Raw genomic sequence first — 21,872 nt, 5'->3', positions numbered from 1 at the left:
ATATCATACGTATGTAAAAAACTATAAATCATATTTATTTTTTAGGAGGTGCAATTCACATACACAACACTTGTTCCAGTTATAGTACTAGAAACACTTTTTATAAACTAACTTCAATAACTTAATGAAAAGGAGAAAAACTATGATAAAAATTATTAAAAAATTAAGCATTGCAATGTTAACCGCTAGCATATTATTTGCGACTATTGGAACAAGCACACATGCAGCTTCTAAAGATAATAAAAAAATTCAATATTATAAAGAATATCAATCCATTATCAAAAAAGTGAATACTTCTAAAAACAAGCATTTACAGCTAAAAGACTTTTCTGCTATTTCAGAAAAAAATCTTCTTACTCCAACTCAATTTGAAAAAGTAGTAAAAGGTGATGAAGTTGCCGATTACGATGATATAGTTGCAACAAGTAATCTTCTACGTTCTTCCTCTGATTTAGAAGGAACATTTAGCAAAACAAAATCATTTTCTGTTAACGTATATTCAACCGAAAAAGTTACTATTTCATGTAAAGTTTCTGGTAAATATATTTATGATAAATCAAGAAAACGTTGCTTATTTGGTACTTTAAACAAGCCTAAATTTACAGTAAAAAATGGTAAATGGATTGATCGTGGATATGGACAAAAAACAATTGATGCCGGTCGAACTCTCACTTTAACAGTAACAGGCAAAGCAGTTGCTGGTACTAATGTGAAAAAAAACTTCAGAAAATATATTGAGTATGCAATGAATACAAATGGTGATATTGGATAATTATAACTTCATACTATTATTTAATTACTATATACAGAATACAGACTTGATTTCCAGGTCTGTATTCTTTTATATTCTTATTGAACTCCTTTTTGTGGTACATTGTCATTTTTTATCTCATTTCCATCCAAATCCCTTAATTTATTATCCTCTTGTTCTTTTTCTTCTTCCTTTTTTGTATCTGCTTTTTCTGTTGATTCTTCTTTTTTGTCTTGTCTCATTTTTTGTTGTGTACTTACCCTCTGTTTCTGCTGTGCCTGTTTTGCTTTCTGGTCAGAACAGGATCTTAATAAAAAACTCATGCAGCTTAATAAAACCAGTAATCCAATTGCTATGATCAAAAATTCTTTCTTCTGTTTTCTATCCATAAAATATCTCCTTTCCTACTTTGAAATAATCCAGAATGGTCCTCCTACATCGGCACCACTTCTTGCTTCATTGTATACAATATTAAAATCCCATGCTTTATTTCTCGCTTTACTGCCACAATCAGCAACCAGGATTTTTCCATCACTTGTCATACCTCTTAGCACTATATAATGCCCTGCATTTGTGAAATGTCCCTTTGCCATGATTGCAACAACCAACTTTTTTTCTGATAATGCCTGACTTAGTGCTGACCGATTTTTCCCAATTCCTTTACATTTTAGATGATACTGCTTGGCTAATGCCGGAATCACAGAATGTGACCATCCTGATTCCTTGATATAATATCCATGTTTGGCTCCCCACTGGCATGTCGTTAACGGACTGACTTTCTTTGAAAGTGTACTGATACAGATTGCCATGCTTGTGGGACCACATCCTGCAGCACCAACTGTATTTCCACCAAAATCTGTACCACCCCATCTTGGATCAGCCTGTGAATAATACACTACATCCACTCCACCATTGCCGGACAACATAGTAGTTCCGCCTACATTATTATATGTATAATATCTCATGACTAGCTGGGCATGTTCTGGTGTTCCTTTCGCTCCTTCTGGCATTCTTGTCCGACTGTATTCCTGACTTAATGCAAGTGTATAAACACCACCATGCTGATTAATCCATGTGATCCATCCCGACATTCCGTAATTATATCCTTGAAGTGCTACCATAATTCTTCCAATATCATATGGATTTTCAACCTTTGCTGCCTTTAGGGCATCTCTTAGTTCCTGAACTCCAGCGTTAATTGAACATTCTCCATGTCCTTTTGGAATTCCTCCTGGACTATGGCTGTGTCCACCATTATTATTTTTCGTCTGAATACAGTATAATCCATATGATCCCTCCGCTGCTTGCATTGGGTCTGGCTCTGCTCCTCCAGATTCCTGCATCATCAACGCTAATGCTAAATCTGTATATTCTCCAATTTTATACTGATCGCAATATTTTTGTACCATCGGTCTCCATTTTTCTACTTCTGGGCTTAAGCTTGCCGATTGTGTATTTTGATTTTGTATCGTAACTCCTGCAGAAAATATAACGATCACTAGCAAAATAGGTAACAACAAGCAAAAAAGTGGAATTAATGCTGGCAGGATCATCCCCATTGCAGCAATAATCTGTATTTTTATTTTTGACAGAATCATATTCATTGGTACTGATACAACTGTTTTTGCAATTTCTTTTCCTTCTTCTTCATCTCCCTGCACATACAACATACTGCTCTTTACCAGATTTAGTCCTGCCATTTTTCTTTGATAGACACTTTGTTTCTTTACATCTTTTGCTATTTTTACAATCTTTTTTTCTATCTTCTGATCTGCCTTGGATGTAATCTTCCCATAAATTCCTTTTGCTCTTTGTAGAATTCCTGTTTTTCTTTCCTTTGGAATTTTATGATTCGTAATCGTATTTCTTTTTTGATAGATGGATGGATTTTTCTTCTTTTTATAAGAACTTCTTCCCTGATGACTGATCCACTGCACATAAAGTTCTTCTTTCATTCTCTCGTCTTTATTGATCCGATTTAAGATTTCTTTTGCAAATCTTTCCTGCTCTGTTTGCGATAATCCAGAAAGAAGTTTCTTTCCTGGATGCCTTGCATCATGATTTTTAATCAACTGTAAGATTTTTTGTACGGTAAGAAATGTCTTTTTTCCTTGTTTGACCGCCTTGACTCCAATTCTTGCTCCTTTGGATGTCACATATCCTGCAACCATTAAGCCCTGAACCATCTCTTTTTCCATTGGATCATCTGTTTTTTTGATTCCATCTTTGATCGTATTTTTTACAAAATGTTTTCTTGCTGTTGTTTTTAACTCTGACTTCTCTGTTTTATTTAGCTTTAGTTCACTCTTATGTGTTTTTAGCTTCATCCAATCTCCTACCTTATTTCCTCAAAACTGTTGGTATTATAAAGTTGATACAACTTTTTCTCTGCCTCTGTTCCATTCTTTCTGTCCAAATAATTATTTAATGGCATAATATTTTTCCCAAACTTTAATAATCCTTGGCCATATTCACTGTTGGTAACATAGCTTAACTGGGCATTGGTAATATCTACAGTACGAAGTAATGTTTCTCGATCCGTTGGTGCCTGCTTTGCAAGATAGACAAATTCAGAGTTGGCCAACATTTCTTTTCCTTCTTCAGATCGTAGAACTGTATCTACATTTTGTGTAATCCCAGTACAGATTCCCATATACTGTCGGTACTCCTTCCAAAACTTCTGCAGATATCCGGCAGAAAACGGATCAAGTAAAAGGTTATGAATTTCATCGATATAGATTCTTGTTGCTTTTCCAAGTTTATAGTTTTTCTTAATTCTTGCTTTGATATGCTCCAATGTGATCAATAATCCCATTCCTCGTAGGGCTTCTCCAAGATCAGCTAAACCAAAACCGACCACTCTACTTGACATATCTACATTCGATTGATGGGAAAAGATATCCAGTGATCCACTGACAAATCGTTCAATTGACAAATTTAGAGTCTGTGCTTCTTTTTCTGGCATTCTTTCCAATTCTTTTGCAAAGTCAACCATCGTCCTCTGTTCTTTTTCTGCTCCTGAAATAATTGCTCCATACATCATTCGAACGGCACGATCGATCAGAGAACAATCAACTCCACTTAAATTTCCCATCGTTGCCTGCTGGCAGATTCCATAAGCAAGGTCTACTTTTCCACCGATCACTTTTTCTGGACTCCTTTTTAATTCTTCCATATTTACTTCAAATGGATTGACATAAATATCACTACTGGATGTAATATTTAAAAATTCGCCTTTCATTAATTGGCAGACATCCCGATATTCATTTTTCGGATCTAGCAGGAAAAAATCATCTTCCGAACCGATAAAAGTTTGTACAATCTCCCCTTTATTAAAGAAGCTCTTTCCAGATCCTGATGTTCCAAAGACAAAGCCATGTGGATTTTGTAAATTTTTTCGATCTCCACGTACAATATTCTTTGAAATCTGATTTACTCCATAAAAGCAGCCTTCCTGGCACATTTCCTGTGTAGAAAATGGGACAAGTGAAGCAACTCCATTGGTAAGCATTGCTCTTAATGTCTTAATCTGACGAACTCCGATTGGTAATGCAGTATTTAATCCTTCTCTTTGCTGACAATACAAAGTTTCTAAAACAATCCCAAATCGGCTGGCTGCATTGATCAATGATAAGGTATTTGATTCTAACTCTTTCTTTGTATCGGCTGTTGTAATGATCGTGACACTGGTATAAAACATTTCCTGATCCATCTTTTGTAAAGAATTTAAGACACTTTCGACCTCATCATGTTCCTGACGTTTCTCCCATGTAATATCTGTGGAAAATTCGCCTCTCTTGTTTCGCTGACGTTGCTGTTTTGAAATATCTCCTTCAACACCCATTAGTTTATTGGCAACAAATTTTGCGGAAACCTCTTTCGGTACTGGGATTACATCCACTGTAAATGTCAGATGTTGCGAAAGATCCATAATATCTCTTACAAAGTTATCTAATAATCCCGAAGGAAAATCTTTTACAAATAAAACTCTTGAAAATTTCCCCTCATCCTCAATAAAATCTTCCTTATAAGAAAGCTTCACATTACAGATAGTGTTGAGATAATTCTTGCCTTTCTTAATTTCATCCCATGTTAATTGAAATTCTTCTTCCTTACCCATGCGATAAAAATCATGCAGCGATTTTAATCGATCGATGGCATCCATAGCTGTTAATTTACTCCCAAATCTTCGAAAGGACTCTTCCAAATCATTCTCTAATGTTCGATAATATTCCATCGCTTTCTTATAATCTTCGGTCTGATGAAGAATCGTAAGGATCATATCCAATTCAATTCCTTGTTTTCCTTTTGAAATTCTGTCATCCAATAGTTCGTTATAAGTTTCTCTCCATATGTCAAATTCGTCATTCTTCAGATCAAAAAGTGTCGTTTCTCGGAACTTTTGCATGTCTTTGTTCTTATTTTGTAAGGTCCATTTAAAACTAGTTCCCATCGAATTTAAAAATTTGCACCATGATAAAATCTTTCCTTCTTTTTCTTCCTCATCTAAAGTTGCAAAAGGAACATCCTCAAACCGATAAGCCTTACTATAGGAAGCTTTTTCTCCTCTTTTTCTTTTTTTCGGTGTATGACAAAACACTCCATTCTTCGCAATAGCAGTAATATCTATCGTCTGTTGAATACTTTTTGGTATTTTATAGACTGGAAGATCTTCTTTCGTTAACTGATCAATTTCTTCGTATTCAAATAATGGCATTCGTTGATTCCTCCATAAAAAAATAGATGGGACTCTCATGAGTCCCACCCGTTGATCTTATCGTTCCATATTTTTTTCTTTTTTGTGATTTAGAAATGTTGCTTTCTCTAATTGAAAATCTGGGCCTTTTACCTCATACACTTCATTTGATAAAAATTCTGATGGCTCTACAACTTGATAATTTACCTCTAATACTGCTTCTTTTAAAGCAAATAAATCCAATGGTTCTTCTACAAAACTCTGATCCACAATCAATACTTCATGGATGGAACTTGGCAAAACGTAATACCCATTTGGAAATTCCTTTTTTAAATCTTCCTGCACCTGTGGATACAAAATTGTAGATGCACCATTTAACCCTTCTTTATTACTTAATGAATAAACTGGCAATGCATCATTTTTATCGACTCTAATCTCATGTCCTGGTGGTATTTGTCCATTTTTTTGAATACCTTCCGTAAGGGTTGTAAGATTTTGAAAACTTACAGGAAATACTTTTTCTGTATTTTTCATAGACAACTGGTACAATTGTTCTTCATTCAATCCAATACTGTTTGCAATTTCATTATTAATCGCCACACTTCCCATTCCAAATTCATTTTGGAATGCGATCAAGCGATACTCTATCAAAAAGTCTCCTACTTGCCGACAAGGACAACTAGATAACTTATTGCGGTTTTTTTCTGCATTTACCATTCGAAAGAAAATCCGATCAGTAAATGAATCCATAAATTTTGTACTAACACTATTGGAAAGTTCACTTACCGTTTCCTGTAAAAAAGAATTAATACTTGCATCACCTTTACAATATTTTTCATATAAATCTTTAAAGTAGACCATCACTGGCATATCCACTAATGCACCCGTATCTTTAAAAACTAATCCTTCTATCGGAACTCCATTATTTTTTTGCTGCCATGTTTTTGAAGATACCACCATCTCCTCTGATACATATTCTCTTATATGAAGCTCTACATATTGAGTGAACTGGCTATATGTCATCATTTGATGTTTCCTCCTTCCTTCGTTCTTCAATTTTTTTGGAAATTTCACTGAAATATTTTTTCTTCTTTTCTGGATTTCTTACTTCTACTTCAATTACCATTTCTTCTTCCTGATTCATAAAAGCTCCTTTCATCTTTCATCAAAAATGAGGTATCAAAAACTGATACCTCATTCTTACTTTTTGTTATTTTTTCTTCTTTTTATAGATAATCGCTGCTGCAATTCCTGCAAGGATAATCGCCACTGCATATGGAGTCGCATTCGTCATATCCCCTGTTTTTGGCATACTGCTATTGGTTCCATGATTGCTAGAAGATGTAGATGGTGTTGAAGTTTCTGGTGTTGCTTTTGTTGCATTTGGTACTTCAACAGTTACCTTGGCTTCTCCACCATTGATTCCTTCTCCATTTACATCGGCTTTATTGGTTAATGTTTTTCCAAGTGCTCCCTTTAAGACTTTTGCCTCATAAGTAACAGTCACTTCTTCTCCATATCTTAGTGTTGGGATTTTTACTTCCATTTTATTGCCATCCACATTGATGGTATAATCTGCAATACCCTCTACCTTAATACTGTTTTCATCTAATTTCATTCCATCTGGAATCTGATCTCTGATCACCACATTTTTTGAAATTGTATTTTCTTTTTTCAGTCCAACTTTTACTTTATATTTCACTGTGTCTCCCTCTTTATACCTCTTTTGATCTGCGTCTTTCGTGATCGTAACATCCTGATTCTTCACATCAACTGTATTATCAGCTTCTACTTCCTCTGCATTATCACCTCTTGTGATTGCAGTGTTTTTATAAGTTCCAGTCTTTGCAAAACTTACCTGATATGTTACCTGCAGTTCATCCTTGCTTGTCATATCCTTTCCAGTTTCAATCAAAAACTCACTTTCATTTGCTGTAATCTTACAATCTTTTGTGATATCTTCCTTATTTAATGTAACAGCAATACTATCTGAAACAATGCTGATTCCATCTCCTGTCACAAACTGGTCTTTTACAATCACATTTTTTGCTGTTGCATCAGATTTCTTTTCTTTGACAGTTAAAGTATAAATTCCTGTATTTCCGACTGCATATTCCTGTCTGTCAGAAGATTTTTTGATACTTAATTCTGGTGTGATTTCTTTCACTTCTACCACATTATTCGCCTGATCTTCATTCGTATTATCAGCCTTACTTACTGCAGTATTGGTATACTGCCCTTCTTTTTCAAAGTTTACCTGATAATCGATGACCAATTTATCTTCATCTGTAAGGTCTTTTCCTGTTTCAATCTTAAATTGATTTCCTTCTATACTGATCTTGCATTCCTGTGTGATATCTTCCTTATTTAATAAAACTTTTAGGCTTGATGTATCATATTTCACACCTTCCTGCTGTACAAAAGTATCCGTTACAACAACATTTTTTGCGGTTAGATTTTCTTTTGTCTGTTTTACAACCAACTCATAGCTTCCATTTTCACCGACATTGTACTGTGTCTTATTTGATTTTTTCGTGATTTCTAAGGTAGGTGCTTTCATTTTCACATCTGCATCATCTTGTCCACCACCAGATGGTATTAATTCATCATCCTTGATCAAATCTCCATTTGTATTTTTTGTTGCTGGAACACTGAATGTATTTTTCAAATCTGTAGATAACGCTGCCTCATCTGTAATCGTTGCTTCATAGGTAACAATCATCTTATCTGTCCAATTGCTCATTTCCTTGTAAGGAGAAATTCCGATACATGGAATATCTGAATTGTTCATATTATATGGTGTCTGAATACTAAATCCTGATCCATCCTCTGCATAAGTAATGTCAAGATTACTTGTAACATCTTTTCCTGCAACTAAAACTGCAACTGATCCTTCTTTGATTTCCAATCCTTTTGATTGTACTTCATCTTTTAAAAGTAAATCTCTCATAAAGGTTCCAGGATTGCGATTGGTAATGACTACCTTGTATCCAACACTGTCTCCCACTTTATATTTGCTGCTTGGTGCTGTTTTTTCTACATCGATTTTTGGAGAATTTACATAAACCTGCTTTGCATCTTTCTTTTCTGGAATACCTGCAGCAATTGTTGTGGCTGTATTATCAATTACAGTACCATTGCCGGCTGTCAATGCTTTTGCATCATACTCAATGGTGATCGTTTTTCCAAATGGTAACGCATAATCTCCTTTTGACTTTAGAACCCATCCATTGCCAACTTGCTCAATCGTATAGTTTTCTGCATCGATTCCACTCACTTTTACACTAGAAAAGTCAAACGCTACAGAATCTGGAAGAGATTCATCTCGGATCACAAAATAAGCTGTATCTGCTTCCTCATTTGTGTTGCTTACTTTCACGGTATAATGAATGATATCGTTAACCTGATGTTCATAACGATTCACACTTTTTACAATGTTAAGTCCTGGTGTCTGATCCATTGTTGTGCTTAAATGAATTTCTGTCTCTGGACGATTTGTGATAGAATTCACTCCATTGATTTCCACATAAGCCACATTATTTTCTTTTAAGACTGTCTTATCTTCAGAATAATGTCCATGTTTTTCCCAGGTTTCTTTCAATGTCTGCATTTGTTCTTCCGTTACATCGGTAGGAATATCCATCTGCACATTGATCTCCATGGTATACGCTGCATTTTTATAGAAGTCTTTGTTATTTTTAGGATCTTTTAAGGATGCCACAACATGATTTCCTGCTGTTGTAATATCAAGCCATTCTGATACATCATTTCCCTGATCATTGATGACTTTCACAGAATTGATCTTCATACATTCTTCAATCTCATCACGGAACACAAAGCTGTCATAAGGTTCTGTGGCATTTTGAGCAATCTTTTGTGTGACTGAATAGGTCCAGTTACTTCCAAGGTCTCTCACATTATTTTTTATAACCTTTGATTCATCCTGATCAGAAACAGTTTTCTTTGGTCCTTCAATGTTTGTCTTTACCTGATTTGTTGGAAGATTTTTTCCATCGATGATGGTCTTTGCGCTATTATTTTCGGTAATTGTATTTTCTGTTTCTTTGTAATGCCCATGTTCTTTCCATGTATTTCTGAGTTCTTCCATCTGGCTTTCTGTTGCACCGTCTGGAATATTCATCTGCACATTGATTTTTAATCGATATACCGTATTTTTATAGAAATTGGCATTTTTACTATTCTTTAGTTTCGCTACAACTTTATTTCCACTGCTTGTAATCTTAAACATAGAAGTTACATCTGTGACTTTCGCCTCTGCATTTTCTGCTTCGACTCGAATGGAATTAATTTTCATGCAACTTTCTATCTGATCTTCAAAACTGAAATTATCATAGTAAAAATTGGATGGCATGTTAGATGGAATAGACTGTTCTACGGTATAAGTCCAATTTCCCCCTAGATGTTCTACGGTGTTTTCTTTCACATCTTTCTCATCTTGATCTGTAACGGTTTTCACTGGGGATGATGGCTCAAACTCTGTCATAGACTGTCCTGTTCCTACATACTGTTCCTGATTTGTTGGTTCTTCTGGTTTGATACGTCCAAAGGTATAAACAAATGAATTGTCTTCAAAGATAAATCCAACCGCTGTTTTAGCTTCTCCGCTGTAATTGATATCATTATCTGCATAATAGAAATTTTTATTTCCATTTTTTAAATAACTTAATGTTGTATTGTTTGATACATACTGCCCATCAATCTTTGATGCCGATACACCAATGTACTGTCTGGTATCAATATCTGTAAGAGTAACATTGGATTTCAAAGTGACTTTCTGACTGGTTCCTGCTTTATAAAAAACATTATTCACTGTCATTTCTTCAATGCCGATATATACTGCATCTGTGATTCCTGATCCTAATGCAATATAACCATCCTGATTTTTATATTTCTCAATTGCTGTGATTGTTCTTACAAGATCAACCTTGACCCAATGTCCATTGCTTCCATCGGAATTGCACTGATAAACAGTCAAATCGGAAATCTTAATCTGAATGTTGTTTGCTGTATTCTTACTTGTCTTAAACCAAGTATATTTTTTCATAAAAGCCAGCAATTCTAAGTCTTCACCATTGAATTTGCTTGGAGCTGCACACTTTGTTCCTTTGGTTACGGTTACTTTCGTTGCACTTGTTTTTTGTAATTTGAATCCATAAGAGGCATCTACTTTCAGTGCCTTACTTTTATCCGATTCATAACTGGAGAATCGATGTGTCATCTGATCTCCATTTTTATCGGTATTTTGCCATTTATTTTTTGTACTATCATTCTCTGTGATCTTATAAGCATTTCCCATACTCGTTTGTGCAGAGACTTGCTTTATCTGATTCAAACCAATATTATTTAGACACATCACAGCCGTCGCTATAATGCATGCTATTTTTCTCGAAATTCTTTTTAATTTCGATAAGATATTGTGTTTTTTCATGTCTTCTTCTCCTTTTTTAATGCATTAAAAAAGCACCTCCTTCGGTGCATTGTTTCTGATCTGTATTTTAGGTGGACCACGCTGACACATCATTTTCCTCCTTTTTGGTACAAAAAAAGCAGATATACTAAACATATATCTACTCTTTTTGATTCATTTATTGTATTTGTGGTGCAATTCCAATTGTTCCTGCCATTAACTGTTCACTCACTGCATAATAAATCACAGGTTTTTGATTCTTATATCCTACAATCTTAATACCTAAGTATGACAAATCTCTGGAACTTTTATAGGTTGGTGAAAATTTGCCTGTCTGTCCGGATTCAATTTTTCCTTCATAGGTTGTTGGATCATTACAATCTGGTGTTGGGGTATTGCGTAAATCTCCTGTTGTTGCTGTGATATAATACAGTGTAATTCCATTCTTTGCATGATACCATTGCCACTGATTATCACTTTCTGTTTCCATATAGTAACTGATCCATCCATAATATCCCTGCCCATGGCCACTTGTTGCATTCATAAATGCACGACCACTGCTTGTTTCAATGATGGTTTTCGAATCATCATATTCCATTCCTGCTTCGTTCATCTGTTTTTCTACTGCAGATAGATTGATTGGATCATCAAATTCTGGAACTTTTCCTGTATATTTCTTTCCATCTGCTGTTGTATACTGTGCTTTTTTCGTATTTTGATCTTTTTTGTTGCTCTTTTTATTGTATGCACTGTATTTCGCAGATTTTATATACTTTCCTTTTTTATTATACAAAGATATTTTTGCTGTTGCATTTCCTGCAGGTCGTTTCATCTGAATCTTAAATGAGCCTTTTACTCTGCTTGCTTTTGTTTGATAGCTTTTATGATTCATGGTAATTTTAATTCGATACCCTGGTCTTGCATACCCTTTGATTATTTTATTTTTTATTGAAAACTTTTGAACCTTTATGGATTTTGTTAATACATGGATTTTCTTCTTTAAAATATATCTCTTTCCTCGATATACCTTGATATAAAAGCTCTTTCCAACACTTTGTTTTGGAATCCTTAAGCGGAAATTTCCCTTACAATCTGCTTTTGTTTGGTACTTCTTTTTTCCAATCTTTGCTTGGACCCGATATCTCTTTTTTGTTTTTCCCTTGATTACTTTACTGTTTTGATAAACAGGATTCACTTTAATCTTCTGATTTGCTGCACAAACATTGATCGGCACAGCCATACAAAGACACATTACTAAAATAAAGAATCGTTTCATATACACCCTCCTAATTCTTATTTTGAACATCTGCTTTTAAATAAAGAAATTATATCACATATTTTTACAATTCCCAAACTTTTTTGAAATTTTTTCCTATTTTGTTTCATATTCAATTTCAAACTGACTTTCCTGATTGGTTACCTTGGAAGGTGTTTTCTTTTTTTCTGCTGTTGTCGTTGCTGTTTCCTGCTTTTTCTTTTTGTATGTAGTACTCTTTGTAGGTTTTGTCTTTTTCTCCTGTGTAGATTTTTTTCTTACTGCAGTTGTACTTTGACTGCTCCTTGTTCGGTAAGCCTCTGTTTCTTCTTTTCTTGTGATTCTTCTTTCTGTCGTTGTCTCCTTTCTTGTTCGTGTGATCTTTTCAACCTTTGGTGTCTTTCTTGTTGATTGATCGATTGATTTTTTATTTTGTTTTTCTTTTTTCTGCTTTTTTTGTTCCGTTGTTGTCTTTTCTTGTTGTCTTGTCGTTGGTTCTTTTTCTGATTCTTCTTTTGATAATACCTGTGTACGAATTGCTTCCTGTTTTCCCTCTGCCTCTTGCTTTTGTTTCACTTTCTGTGGAAGAATCGTCATGGCTGTCATGAAAATTCCAACAACAATCCCAATGAGCATTGCCATCTTGATCATCCTTTGTATTGGAAATTTCACTTTCTTCTTTGGAATATCATTTTCTTGTGCTTTTTTCATAGAAATCTCTTCTTCTAAAATTTCTAGCACACTTTCTTGTGTTTCCTCACTCTGATAGGTAAGTTTTTTCATTTTTTTAAGTGCATACATTTTTTTCTGATATTCCATTTCAGACATTCCATTTCGTTGATGGTTGCCAATATATATAATGGCAGAGGCTGGAATCACACCACACCATCCGGCAATGAACAGATCAATATGCAGCAATAACCCTAATGGCAGTATGATAAGGACACAACATAAGCCTCCCAAAAAGAAAAAAAAGCATTCAGAAAGCGTATATCCTAAGAAGAAATTATGTTTGTATCTTCCAAAATCTTTGTTAATTTCTATACTGATATGCTCCATATGTTCATTTCCTTCCTGTTCTATAGTCCAAGATTTTTTCGAACTAAGTTTTCTGCTCCTTTAGTAAGCCCTACGGTTAACGCAATCGTAAATGTTTTCTCAATTAAAACCGCCATCGCCTTGACTGTATCTGAATTTCCTGTCTTTAATCCCAAATCCAACCCCGATCCGATAAATTTACTACAGACAAACAATGTCATGGAGATGGCTACTCCTTCTAACGCATAGGTAATCATATTTTGCAAGTTTGCTCTGGCTACATGTCCCATTCCTCCACCTGCCACACCTGCGATTGCTAATGCAGAAAATGGTGCGGATACATAAACTTTAAAAAATCTGGAATAAACCGTATAAATCATAACCATTGCCAAAACAATAACAACAACCAGACAGATAAATCCAAAGATCAAAAGCACAATGGATTCGATGGGATCGACTTCTTCAAATAGCTTTAGCTGTGCTTTCGACAAACTCATTTTCTTGACTCCACCTGTTAAAACCTTTCCGATCAGCCATGTTGCTGCAGAAAAGATTGCATCAATAATATAAAACGTATTGGTCAATAACCATTCTGCAATGGAAATTCTTGCAAACAACTTGATTGCCATTTCAATATTCATCTCACGTTTTAAATCCACTTGATTTTTTACAAGTCCCATTGCAAAGCATAAACTGACTGCAATCGTTCCGACTGTAATAAAATATGGATTGATCTTTTGTACTGCTTTCCAGATTTCTCCGTCTTTAAACTGTGATGGCGATTCCGTCAAAAGTGCGTAGACACTTTTCATAAAAGTATTCCATACCTGAAATCCAAATTTCACAGAATCCGACATATCGATATCCGGCAAGATACTTGCAATCATCTGCTTTCACTCCTTTCAGGTTTCTTACTGTAATCCAAGATATGCTAAAACAGCTCCCACCGCACTCATTAAGATTCCTCCACCCATTCTCCATAGTCCAGAGGACATCTGCGAACTGTCATGGTTTCCCATACCTCTTCCTGCTTCTGCTACTCCTAGTGCTGCCTGAACAATTCCGTAGACAACTACTAAGCTGACTACTAAAGTTCCCAGTTTTTTAAGAGATGCCAATGGATCACTTTTTCCATCCGCATAAACATAACGTATAGAAAGTCCATAACTAAGTGTTATTAAATATGGAAGTTTCTTTTTGATTTCTTCTTTTACTTTTCTTAAATTTTTTTGTAACATCTTCTTCTCCTTTATGATTGCTCACTAACTTGTAAAATCCGTTGTATTTTGATCTGTCGTTCGATTTCTTCTTCATCCATTGCATTCCAGATATAAGACTTTACGATCTTCTCTGGGATTTCTGCTTCCACAGCTTTGACGATTACATCCATGTATGTCTTTTGGAATTGTGTTTTTGCCAAAATTTCTACTAAAGATAGATCTTCAAAATCTTCTGGAAGTCTTACTTTCCACTCTCTTTTTCTCTCCTTCTCTTGTTGCTTTTGCTGTTCTTCTCCCAATTGCTCTGCCTTTTGTATCCATTCTTCGCTTGGAAATACATGTTTCCCTGTTTCTAATAGTTCCATGATCATCTCATAAGTTAAGACAATCTCATTTTTTCTGATTTCTGAAACATCTTTCCATTGGATTGACTGGGATTTCCTATGAAAATATGGTTTTCCAAACAAACCTGACTGCTTGGCTCTTTTATGTTTTGTCGCATCCAGTTTTTTCCCTTTGATCGGATATTCACCTCGGATCATTACAATACATTCTTTATTATCCATACGTCCAACTTCATCGGGTGTCATCAATTCCCTGCCCATTCGGTCTTCACTTTGAGAACTGGACCCTGATTTTCCTCTGGTCACACTGCTGCTTTTCTTCCAGATTGTCTGTTTTCCTAAAGATTCTGAAATGAATTTTTTCACTTCTGGATCAGTACCACCTAAAAATAATAAGGTATCGCAATTTGCTAATAAGGTTCCTGCAGAATCTTTGTATAATGCTTTGATCTGTGATTTATCCTGAAAGATTGGAACAACACCAATATTTCTACTTCTGCAGGTTGCTTCAATATCAAGATAATTGCTTGGCATCGAGATATTCTTAAATTCATCAAAATAACATTGCACTGGGATTGGTAAGTGATTATTATATTTTCTTGCAGATGCATATAGAATCTGAAACATCTGCGTATAAAGCATTCCTGGTACAAAGTTAAAACTTTTATCATCATCTGGAATCACAATAAACATTGCTGTCTTTGTTTTTTGATCTCTAACTCCACTTACCATTTTTCCTTCTCCCAATGCATATAAATCCATCTCATCTTTTTCAAAAATCTTCTGGATTCCTGGCGATTCAAATGGAAACAATCTGGAATGTACAGATATGATGACACTTCGCAGGGTATCTCCTGCTCCTGACATAAATTTGCGATAGGTTCTTTTTGCAATATGATTGTCGTCTAATGCCTGAAACCGATAATCCAGCGGTGACTTTGCTCCTTCTTCTTCCATTACCTTCGCTTCACTAATGATCATCAAGAACGTATGGAAATTTCTTGGAAGATATTGACGTTCTGCTTCATATAAGACATAAAAAAAGACCGCCTGCATAAACAGCGATTCACTCTTTTCCCAAAATGGATCTCCTTTTTGAGCACCCTTTGGTGTTGTATTATCAATGATATTCGATATTAATTTTAAAACATCATCGTCTTTTTCAATATAAGCAAATGGATTATACCCATCGGATTGTTCTGGATTGATCACATTTAATATTTTAATCTGATATCCTTCTTCCACTAAAACATTCGTATAATCTCGAACCGTATCTCCTTTGGGATCTGTGACTACAAAACTCATATTTGCCTGCATTAAGTTTGGACCAACAAATCGGAATGTTTTTCCTGATCCTGATCCACCTAAAACTACAATATTTCGATTTAAACCACATCGTTTATCCGTCATTAATGAAAAATCTTGTGTAAATAAGATATTTGCTTCTTCATTCTTATCACTTAGTCTTTTTCGCATTTCCGAAACATTTCCCCACTGGGCTGTTCCATACTCTTTTCCTATCATCATTGTTTTTCTACATAGAAAGCTAAGAATATCAACCACCAGAAAAATCATAATTCCGATTAGTATTGCTGGAAAACTTCGTTCATTATAATAAGAAGAAACTCGAAATGGATATTCCATGATCTGATCTAAATGTTGTTCAAACAGTTTCATTCCATTCATAAGAACATCTTGATTTTTTTGAAAAAATCCATCTAGCAGATAATTGACCATATAGCTTAGATATGCAATGATCGGAATACAAATCCACGAACCAAAGTTATATTCATTCTGGTTCATTCACTGATTCTTCCTTTTCTTTTTCTAAGTCTTCTGGTCTTTTCATGATGTATTCTCTCATTTTTTCCTGATAGGCTTCCAAAATGATTTCTTTTAATAAGTTGCCAAATTCTTTCGTGATTGGAGAACAGATACTAACGTATTCGTCTCCTTTTCGGAAAGATGGCATCGTAATAAACATTCCTTCCACACTATCTATGATCCGAATACTGTTTACAGCAATCATATCTTTGATATTAATTGTTGCATATGCACAAAATTTACCCGGCTCTTCTACTGGATATATCTTGACAGTAATATCTTCTTTCTTTATTTCTTCTTTCAAACGAAGCAAATGTTCATACTCTGTCTTAATCTTCTGAAAAATTTCCTCTCTGACCTCTCTTGTCACTGGAAATGCAATATTATGATACTCATGATCTTTTCGTCTGACAGATGGCATAGATAGAAAAATTCCATGGGCTGATTTCATTAATTTCACACCTCGAATTCGAAAGCACTCATTTAGAATGATCTCACAAATTGCCAATGTATGATCATTTTCTTTGTTAATTAGCTGCATATGATTGATTCGAATATTCATCGTTTTCCCCTTTTATCTCTGTTTTGTATTTTTCTTGCTTGGTTTCTTCTGTGTGAACTCTGATCTTGTCACATCGTCAAAGTTTCGCTTTAACTGCATTCCATTCCTGTGATAAAGACTTCGATTCATAGAATCATATACCGTATATTCTTTCTTTAAATCTAAGCGTCCAAGATAAGTCTTCCCTCCATCTGTTAAGATTAAATCCTTCATAGGAATTGAAACAAACTTATCCAATTCTCCTGGAATACGGAATGTCAATTGTGTTTCATCAGATAATTTTTTGTTTAGCAATTTCTTATTACAAGTGATCGCAACCGCATTTCCTTTTGCAAAATCATCTAAAAAAACTTTGTTTTTAAGTTCTTCCATATCGTTTTCTTTGGCTTGACTGGGAAGTTTTTGATTCGCTTCCTTTTCAAGATCAATATTCATCTCTTTTGCTAATGCATCTAAATCTTCCTCTGTAATATGATTCATTGCATAATCTTCCCAATTAATGATCTTAAAATCTTCCATAGAAAACTCTCTTTGATTACGATCTACAATAGATTGCAATCTTAAAATGTCTCTTTCATCAATGACAAACTCTGCGTATATATCATTTTTATTCAGATCTTGCAATGGACAATATGGAATTTCTGCCCGATGCATCCAGTCAAAAAACTTTTGTTGATCTGCTTCATTGATTCTTATCGGAATTCTTCTTTGAATCTGATCCATTGATACTGCCCCAGGCTGTCTTTTCCATGCATTCTTTATTTTCGGTGTTGTATACAATGCACTCATTTTTATTAATTTGGCCAATGCTTCTAAAATTTGTCTGGTTAATGTCACTCCTTTATCTACTACGAATGCCATTGCTTGTCCAGTCATCATTGCCATTTGAATTCCTTCTTGCATTTCACTCATGATCATCTTCCTCTCTGCTTTGATTTTTTCTTTTTAGGAATTATGTATTCTGCAGTTTCTTCCTTTATATTCTTTTCTTCTGCAGCTATTTTTGTATCTGAGAATGGTTTTATTAACTCATGTTCCCTAAAACTATAACTTTCTCCTGTTCTTCCACCAATAATGATATGATCTTTTACAAAGATTCCGATAAGCTCTCCTGCCTCTTTCATCCGTCTAGTCATTAATAAATCCTGTCTTGATGGTTTTACACTTCCACTTGGATGATTATGCATTAAAATGATGGAATGTGCATTGGATAAGATCGCACTCTTAAAAATTTCTCTTGGAGAAGAAACGGTCTGGTTTACTGTTCCCATAGAAACAATATTGGCATTTTGAACAACCCCATGTGCATCCAGATTTAAAACACACAAGACTTCTCGATCATAGTCTTTAATCTCATTTCCCAAGATTTCAACAGCATCCTGTGGTGAATGGATTGGTTTTTCATTATATACAATCCGATCCTGTATCAATCGGATTTGTACGATTTCAAGTCCTATTTCTTTCGTTTCCATCGACTTACCTTCCATCAAATATAATTTCCATCATTTGTCCTTCTTTGAGCTGTTCCACCTCATTTCTTAACTCTTCCATCTTAATGGTACGAATTTCTTTTTTATGTACGACACGTTCTAATGCATCATGTTTTTGTTGCTCATAATCCTGTCGCATGCTGTCAATCCGCACTGATACATCATCCAGACCATATCCTTGTTCCAATAATGCCTGCTCTAGCTGCTCATAACTGGAATACCCATAAAAATTTAAAGCCTCATCATTATTTGAAGTCATAGTTCTCACCTGCTTTCTTTTTTGATTAAGTTACAAATAGCTTCCATCTTTTCGATACCTATTCCTGGTATCATAATCTTTAATAAGTCCTCCTTGGAATATCCTTGTTCCAGTTTATCAGAGATAAAATCTATCTCTGTGCTTTTTAGTTGTAGCAATGCTTTACCGAATTTTTCATCAATTCTACATTTTTGCTTCGTATATTTTCTTGACTTTAAAAGATTTTTCCACTTTAAAGCTCTATTCTTAGATTTTTTGTCCACATCTTCTGATGCCATTTTTTTGTTTTTTGTATATTTGACCTGCAGATAAGCATAGATCGAAGAATCAATGACTCTTTGTTTTTCATCTTTTCCTTTTACATCTTCTTGCAGTTTGGACAGAAAAAAATCTATCAGCTTCTCTTCTGATAGATTGTAATTCTCAATCAAATATATACACGCATTCCAAAAAGTGGATTCAATCTCTTCAAAGTTATATTGGCTTTGATACCATTGACAAAAAGAACGGAATATCTCTATACACTGTTGCGCTTCTTGTTCATGTCTTATTCTTAATTTTTCTACTGCTTCTAATGAATTCACATATCCATCCCTCCTTCAAAAAATGGTACAAAAAAAGCACGTCTGCTATACGACATGCTTTTTTTGCCTTGTTTTACAATTGTAAGTTTATCATAAGAATTGTTTCAGATTGTCCCATTTTTTAATGAAATACTATTTTATTTATTCACAATTTCAAAAATGATAGTTCCACTCACATTAACAATATCGTTTTTCTTATCTACATCATCTAAATGTAAATTCTCAAACCCTTTCATATGCTGCGCAACTATCCAACTCGGATCGTTCATAATTTTTGAATAAATATTAAAAAGATGTTGCCGATATTTTTCTAAATCCATATGAATATTCGGTCTAAAAAATTCACAATCTTTGCATTTAACTTGATAAATATCTGAATATATTTTCAATTGTAAAATCGTATCTTTATACTTATCAAAAAGTAATGGTATACATTTTATCTCTAATTGCTCAAATACTCCCTTATATTTATTAGTATCAAATAAAATTTCCAATTTAATTTCTTTATTTTTGATTTCATACTTTGTAATTGGAAATTGTATGTTATCCAAACTACATAATATCTCCATATCATTTCCTATCTATATGTAAAAGTTATATGTGCATCCTGTGCAACCATAAATGTTTGTTTATTATCATATGTAGATGCAATTCCCGAAAAATAAGCTTTATATTGAGAACCTTTTTTTAATTTTGCATACATACTACTTATACTTTTTTGCCCTGTTTGTGTTCCTTTTCCACTTGCACTTACAGACCCAGAGCCTTTTGCATCATTTGTTTTAGCTGTTACAATCCTTATATTCCCTATAAATAAATATTTTTTTGTAGTTTTTGGCTTCACTGCCCATTGTATAGAACGATCTACATAATCTAACGTACAACTTCCTGCATTACCTGTAATGGTTTTCATTGGCATAATATTTCCGTTAATGCCATATTCTTGTGAATCAATCGCTATCATAGGCATTTCGTTAGATTCTTTTTCTTCCGAAGCATTAACCATAATATTATTTGATAGTAGACAAACCATTATACCCATAATTGGTATACTTTTTAATATTAAATTTTTCATAAACACACTCCTTTTATTTATCTTACTTACAACATTTCATTTCTTTAGACTTTTGACAAAATTTACTTACTGACAATATCGTTAAAATTACCACTTCATCTATGAAAGCACAAAATAGCCAAGTTCTTTTGTCCGATTACGAATCAACCGAATCACATTTTCACTTAAGTTATTGTTGAAACTGCACCTTTCATCCTCCAGATATGTCATCAGTAAATCTTTCCAATTTCAAATATAGATCTTAGCACAGTCAAGATATAAGAGTTGCGACAACTTAAATTTCTTTGTTTACACCCTACACGTACCTTTATTAAATATATTAGATACTTTATAATAGGTTTTTCCATTGTGTGATAATTGATATGTTACACTTCCATGAATATTTCCTAATGTTGATAAACCATAATAATATTTAAAATTTGTTACTAATTTATATGTTTTTCCTATTTTAGGTGATGCGATTGTTTTAACTGATGTTTTTTCTTTTCCAAATTTTACTGTCTTTCCACTTGAATCAACTCTATCTCCGCTTGCATCCGCATACAATTTCAAATCTTTTCCAAATCTCTCTGTACGTTTTACAACACAACCTGAAATCCAATTTAATCTTGCAAAATCAACTTTAGCACTAGGTTCTTTTAAAACTGCTTCTGTATAATTATATACTCCTCTTAATCTCACATCCGAATGATTTTTTGTTATAGTTTCTTGTACGTTATCACCAATCTTAAAACTATAAGATGATTTTTTTGCACTACTTAAATCGATTTCTGCTGTTTGATTATCTGGCACTGCCGTCAATGTTACCATTTCATATTCGTTTAATTTTGTTCCATTATCATAAGTTTCTGTTTTTTCAGCTTCTTTAGGAACAAAAGTATATTCAACTCTATTATCTTCATATTCTGTAATTTGAATATCTGCAAATTGACTAAGCTTTTTCAAATCATTACTAGTTACCTTTTGCATCGAATTTAGCTCATTGGAAAATTTATCATTCTCCTTTTTTTCAACTGAAATTATCTTAGATGCTTCAATATTACTGTCATCTTTTGTTAAACTATTATCATTTCCATATACAATTGTAGGAAATAACATTCCAACACTTAATACTAACACACAACATGTTTTTCTTAATTTCATACTTATTTCTCCTTTCGAAATAATAATTTTCTTCTTACAATAAATAATAATAATATGTAAGTTATAGCAATAATTCTTGCTGAGCGAAATGGTTTATCTATAATGCGTCTGATTTGGAATCCATAATTCACTAATAGATCTCTTATAAATTCATTTAATACACTTATTACAATTGGAATTTCTACAATTAGCATCTCTATCAT

At 33.9% G+C, this 21,872-nt stretch carries 21 protein-coding genes; 1 reads left to right on the top strand and 20 read right to left on the bottom strand.

Going from position 1 to position 21,872, the window contains the following annotated elements:
• Positions 1-142: 142 nt before the first annotated feature.
• Entirely contained in the window at positions 143-772 is a 630-nt protein-coding gene (locus KE503_RS12570; RefSeq protein WP_055073057.1) for a hypothetical protein, read from the top strand.
• Positions 773-849: 77 nt separating this feature from the next.
• On the opposite strand, the gene KE503_RS12565 is transcribed toward KE503_RS12570, so the two are convergent.
• From KE503_RS12565 to KE503_RS12475, 20 genes are all read right to left on the bottom strand, one after another.
• Complete coding sequence (locus KE503_RS12565) at positions 850-1,140, bottom strand: hypothetical protein (RefSeq protein WP_055073056.1); 291 nt, start codon at positions 1,138-1,140, stop codon at positions 850-852.
• A gap of 15 nt (positions 1,141-1,155) precedes the next feature.
• Positions 1,156-3,078 carry a lysozyme family protein gene (locus KE503_RS12560; RefSeq protein ID WP_055073055.1) on the bottom strand — a complete coding sequence of 641 codons (1,923 nt, stop codon included), beginning with the start codon at positions 3,076-3,078 and terminating at the stop codon, positions 1,156-1,158.
• Between the two features lie 8 nt (positions 3,079-3,086).
• Complete coding sequence (locus KE503_RS12555) at positions 3,087-5,468, bottom strand: VirB4-like conjugal transfer ATPase, CD1110 family (RefSeq protein ID WP_055073054.1); 2,382 nt, start codon at positions 5,466-5,468, stop codon at positions 3,087-3,089.
• A gap of 57 nt (positions 5,469-5,525) precedes the next feature.
• Positions 5,526-6,473 carry a DUF5688 family protein gene (locus tag KE503_RS12550; RefSeq protein ID WP_055073053.1) on the bottom strand — a complete coding sequence of 316 codons (948 nt, stop codon included), beginning with the start codon at positions 6,471-6,473 and terminating at the stop codon, positions 5,526-5,528.
• Positions 6,460-6,591 (bottom strand): hypothetical protein, encoded by a 132-nt coding sequence (locus tag KE503_RS14745; RefSeq protein WP_274603833.1) that lies wholly within the window; start codon positions 6,589-6,591, stop codon positions 6,460-6,462. Before KE503_RS14745 ends, KE503_RS12550 begins: the two co-directional genes overlap by 14 nt.
• A 66-nt stretch (positions 6,592-6,657) precedes the next feature.
• Positions 6,658-10,896: an isopeptide-forming domain-containing fimbrial protein gene (locus KE503_RS12545; protein ID WP_055073052.1), complete on the bottom strand. Its 4,239-nt coding sequence runs from the start codon at positions 10,894-10,896 to the stop codon at positions 6,658-6,660.
• Between the two features lie 157 nt (positions 10,897-11,053).
• The gene (locus KE503_RS12540) at positions 11,054-12,151 is read right to left on the bottom strand and encodes a hypothetical protein (protein ID WP_055073051.1); all 1,098 of its coding nucleotides are present in this window, start codon (positions 12,149-12,151) and stop codon (positions 11,054-11,056) included.
• 96 nt (positions 12,152-12,247) lie between these two features.
• The gene (locus KE503_RS12535) at positions 12,248-13,189 is read right to left on the bottom strand and encodes a PrgI family protein (protein WP_055073050.1); all 942 of its coding nucleotides are present in this window, start codon (positions 13,187-13,189) and stop codon (positions 12,248-12,250) included.
• A gap of 20 nt (positions 13,190-13,209) precedes the next feature.
• Positions 13,210-14,055 (bottom strand): hypothetical protein, encoded by an 846-nt coding sequence (locus KE503_RS12530; protein WP_055073049.1) that lies wholly within the window; start codon positions 14,053-14,055, stop codon positions 13,210-13,212.
• A 24-nt stretch (positions 14,056-14,079) separates the two neighbouring features.
• Entirely contained in the window at positions 14,080-14,406 is a 327-nt protein-coding gene (locus KE503_RS12525) for a hypothetical protein (RefSeq protein WP_055073048.1), read from the bottom strand.
• 11 nt (positions 14,407-14,417) lie between these two features.
• On the bottom strand, positions 14,418-16,535 hold the full coding sequence (locus KE503_RS12520) for a VirD4-like conjugal transfer protein, CD1115 family (RefSeq protein ID WP_055073047.1): 2,118 nt from the start codon (positions 16,533-16,535) through the stop codon (positions 14,418-14,420).
• Complete coding sequence (locus tag KE503_RS12515; RefSeq protein WP_173727908.1) at positions 16,522-17,118, bottom strand: septation protein SpoVG family protein; 597 nt, start codon at positions 17,116-17,118, stop codon at positions 16,522-16,524. The genes KE503_RS12520 and KE503_RS12515 overlap by 14 nt, the downstream gene beginning before the upstream one ends.
• 12 nt (positions 17,119-17,130) lie before the next feature.
• A complete protein-coding gene (locus KE503_RS12510; RefSeq protein ID WP_173727906.1) occupies positions 17,131-18,030 on the bottom strand; it encodes a hypothetical protein in 900 nt (299 codons plus the stop codon).
• Positions 18,031-18,032: 2 nt separating this feature from the next.
• Positions 18,033-18,590: a JAB domain-containing protein gene (locus tag KE503_RS12505; RefSeq protein ID WP_173727904.1), complete on the bottom strand. Its 558-nt coding sequence runs from the start codon at positions 18,588-18,590 to the stop codon at positions 18,033-18,035.
• Between the two features lie 4 nt (positions 18,591-18,594).
• A complete protein-coding gene (locus KE503_RS12500) occupies positions 18,595-18,867 on the bottom strand; it encodes a hypothetical protein (RefSeq protein WP_173727902.1) in 273 nt (90 codons plus the stop codon).
• Positions 18,868-18,872: 5 nt separating this feature from the next.
• A complete protein-coding gene (locus KE503_RS12495) occupies positions 18,873-19,451 on the bottom strand; it encodes a hypothetical protein (RefSeq protein ID WP_173727900.1) in 579 nt (192 codons plus the stop codon).
• Positions 19,452-19,588: 137 nt separating this feature from the next.
• Entirely contained in the window at positions 19,589-20,020 is a 432-nt protein-coding gene (locus tag KE503_RS12490; RefSeq protein ID WP_173727898.1) for a hypothetical protein, read from the bottom strand.
• Between the two features lie 8 nt (positions 20,021-20,028).
• On the bottom strand, positions 20,029-20,526 hold the full coding sequence (locus KE503_RS12485; protein WP_173727897.1) for a hypothetical protein: 498 nt from the start codon (positions 20,524-20,526) through the stop codon (positions 20,029-20,031).
• Between the two features lie 288 nt (positions 20,527-20,814).
• A complete protein-coding gene (locus KE503_RS12480) occupies positions 20,815-21,669 on the bottom strand; it encodes a hypothetical protein (protein WP_173727895.1) in 855 nt (284 codons plus the stop codon).
• Positions 21,670-21,671: 2 nt separating this feature from the next.
• Positions 21,672-21,872 (bottom strand): hypothetical protein (locus tag KE503_RS12475; protein WP_212385407.1); only part of this gene is annotated, 201 nt, incomplete at its 5' end.

The organism is Anaerostipes sp. Marseille-Q3525 (assembly GCF_018223505.1).
Lineage (GTDB): Bacteria > Bacillota > Clostridia > Lachnospirales > Lachnospiraceae > Anaerostipes > Anaerostipes amylophilus.
This window is presented reverse-complemented; position numbering and strand designations above follow the sequence as displayed.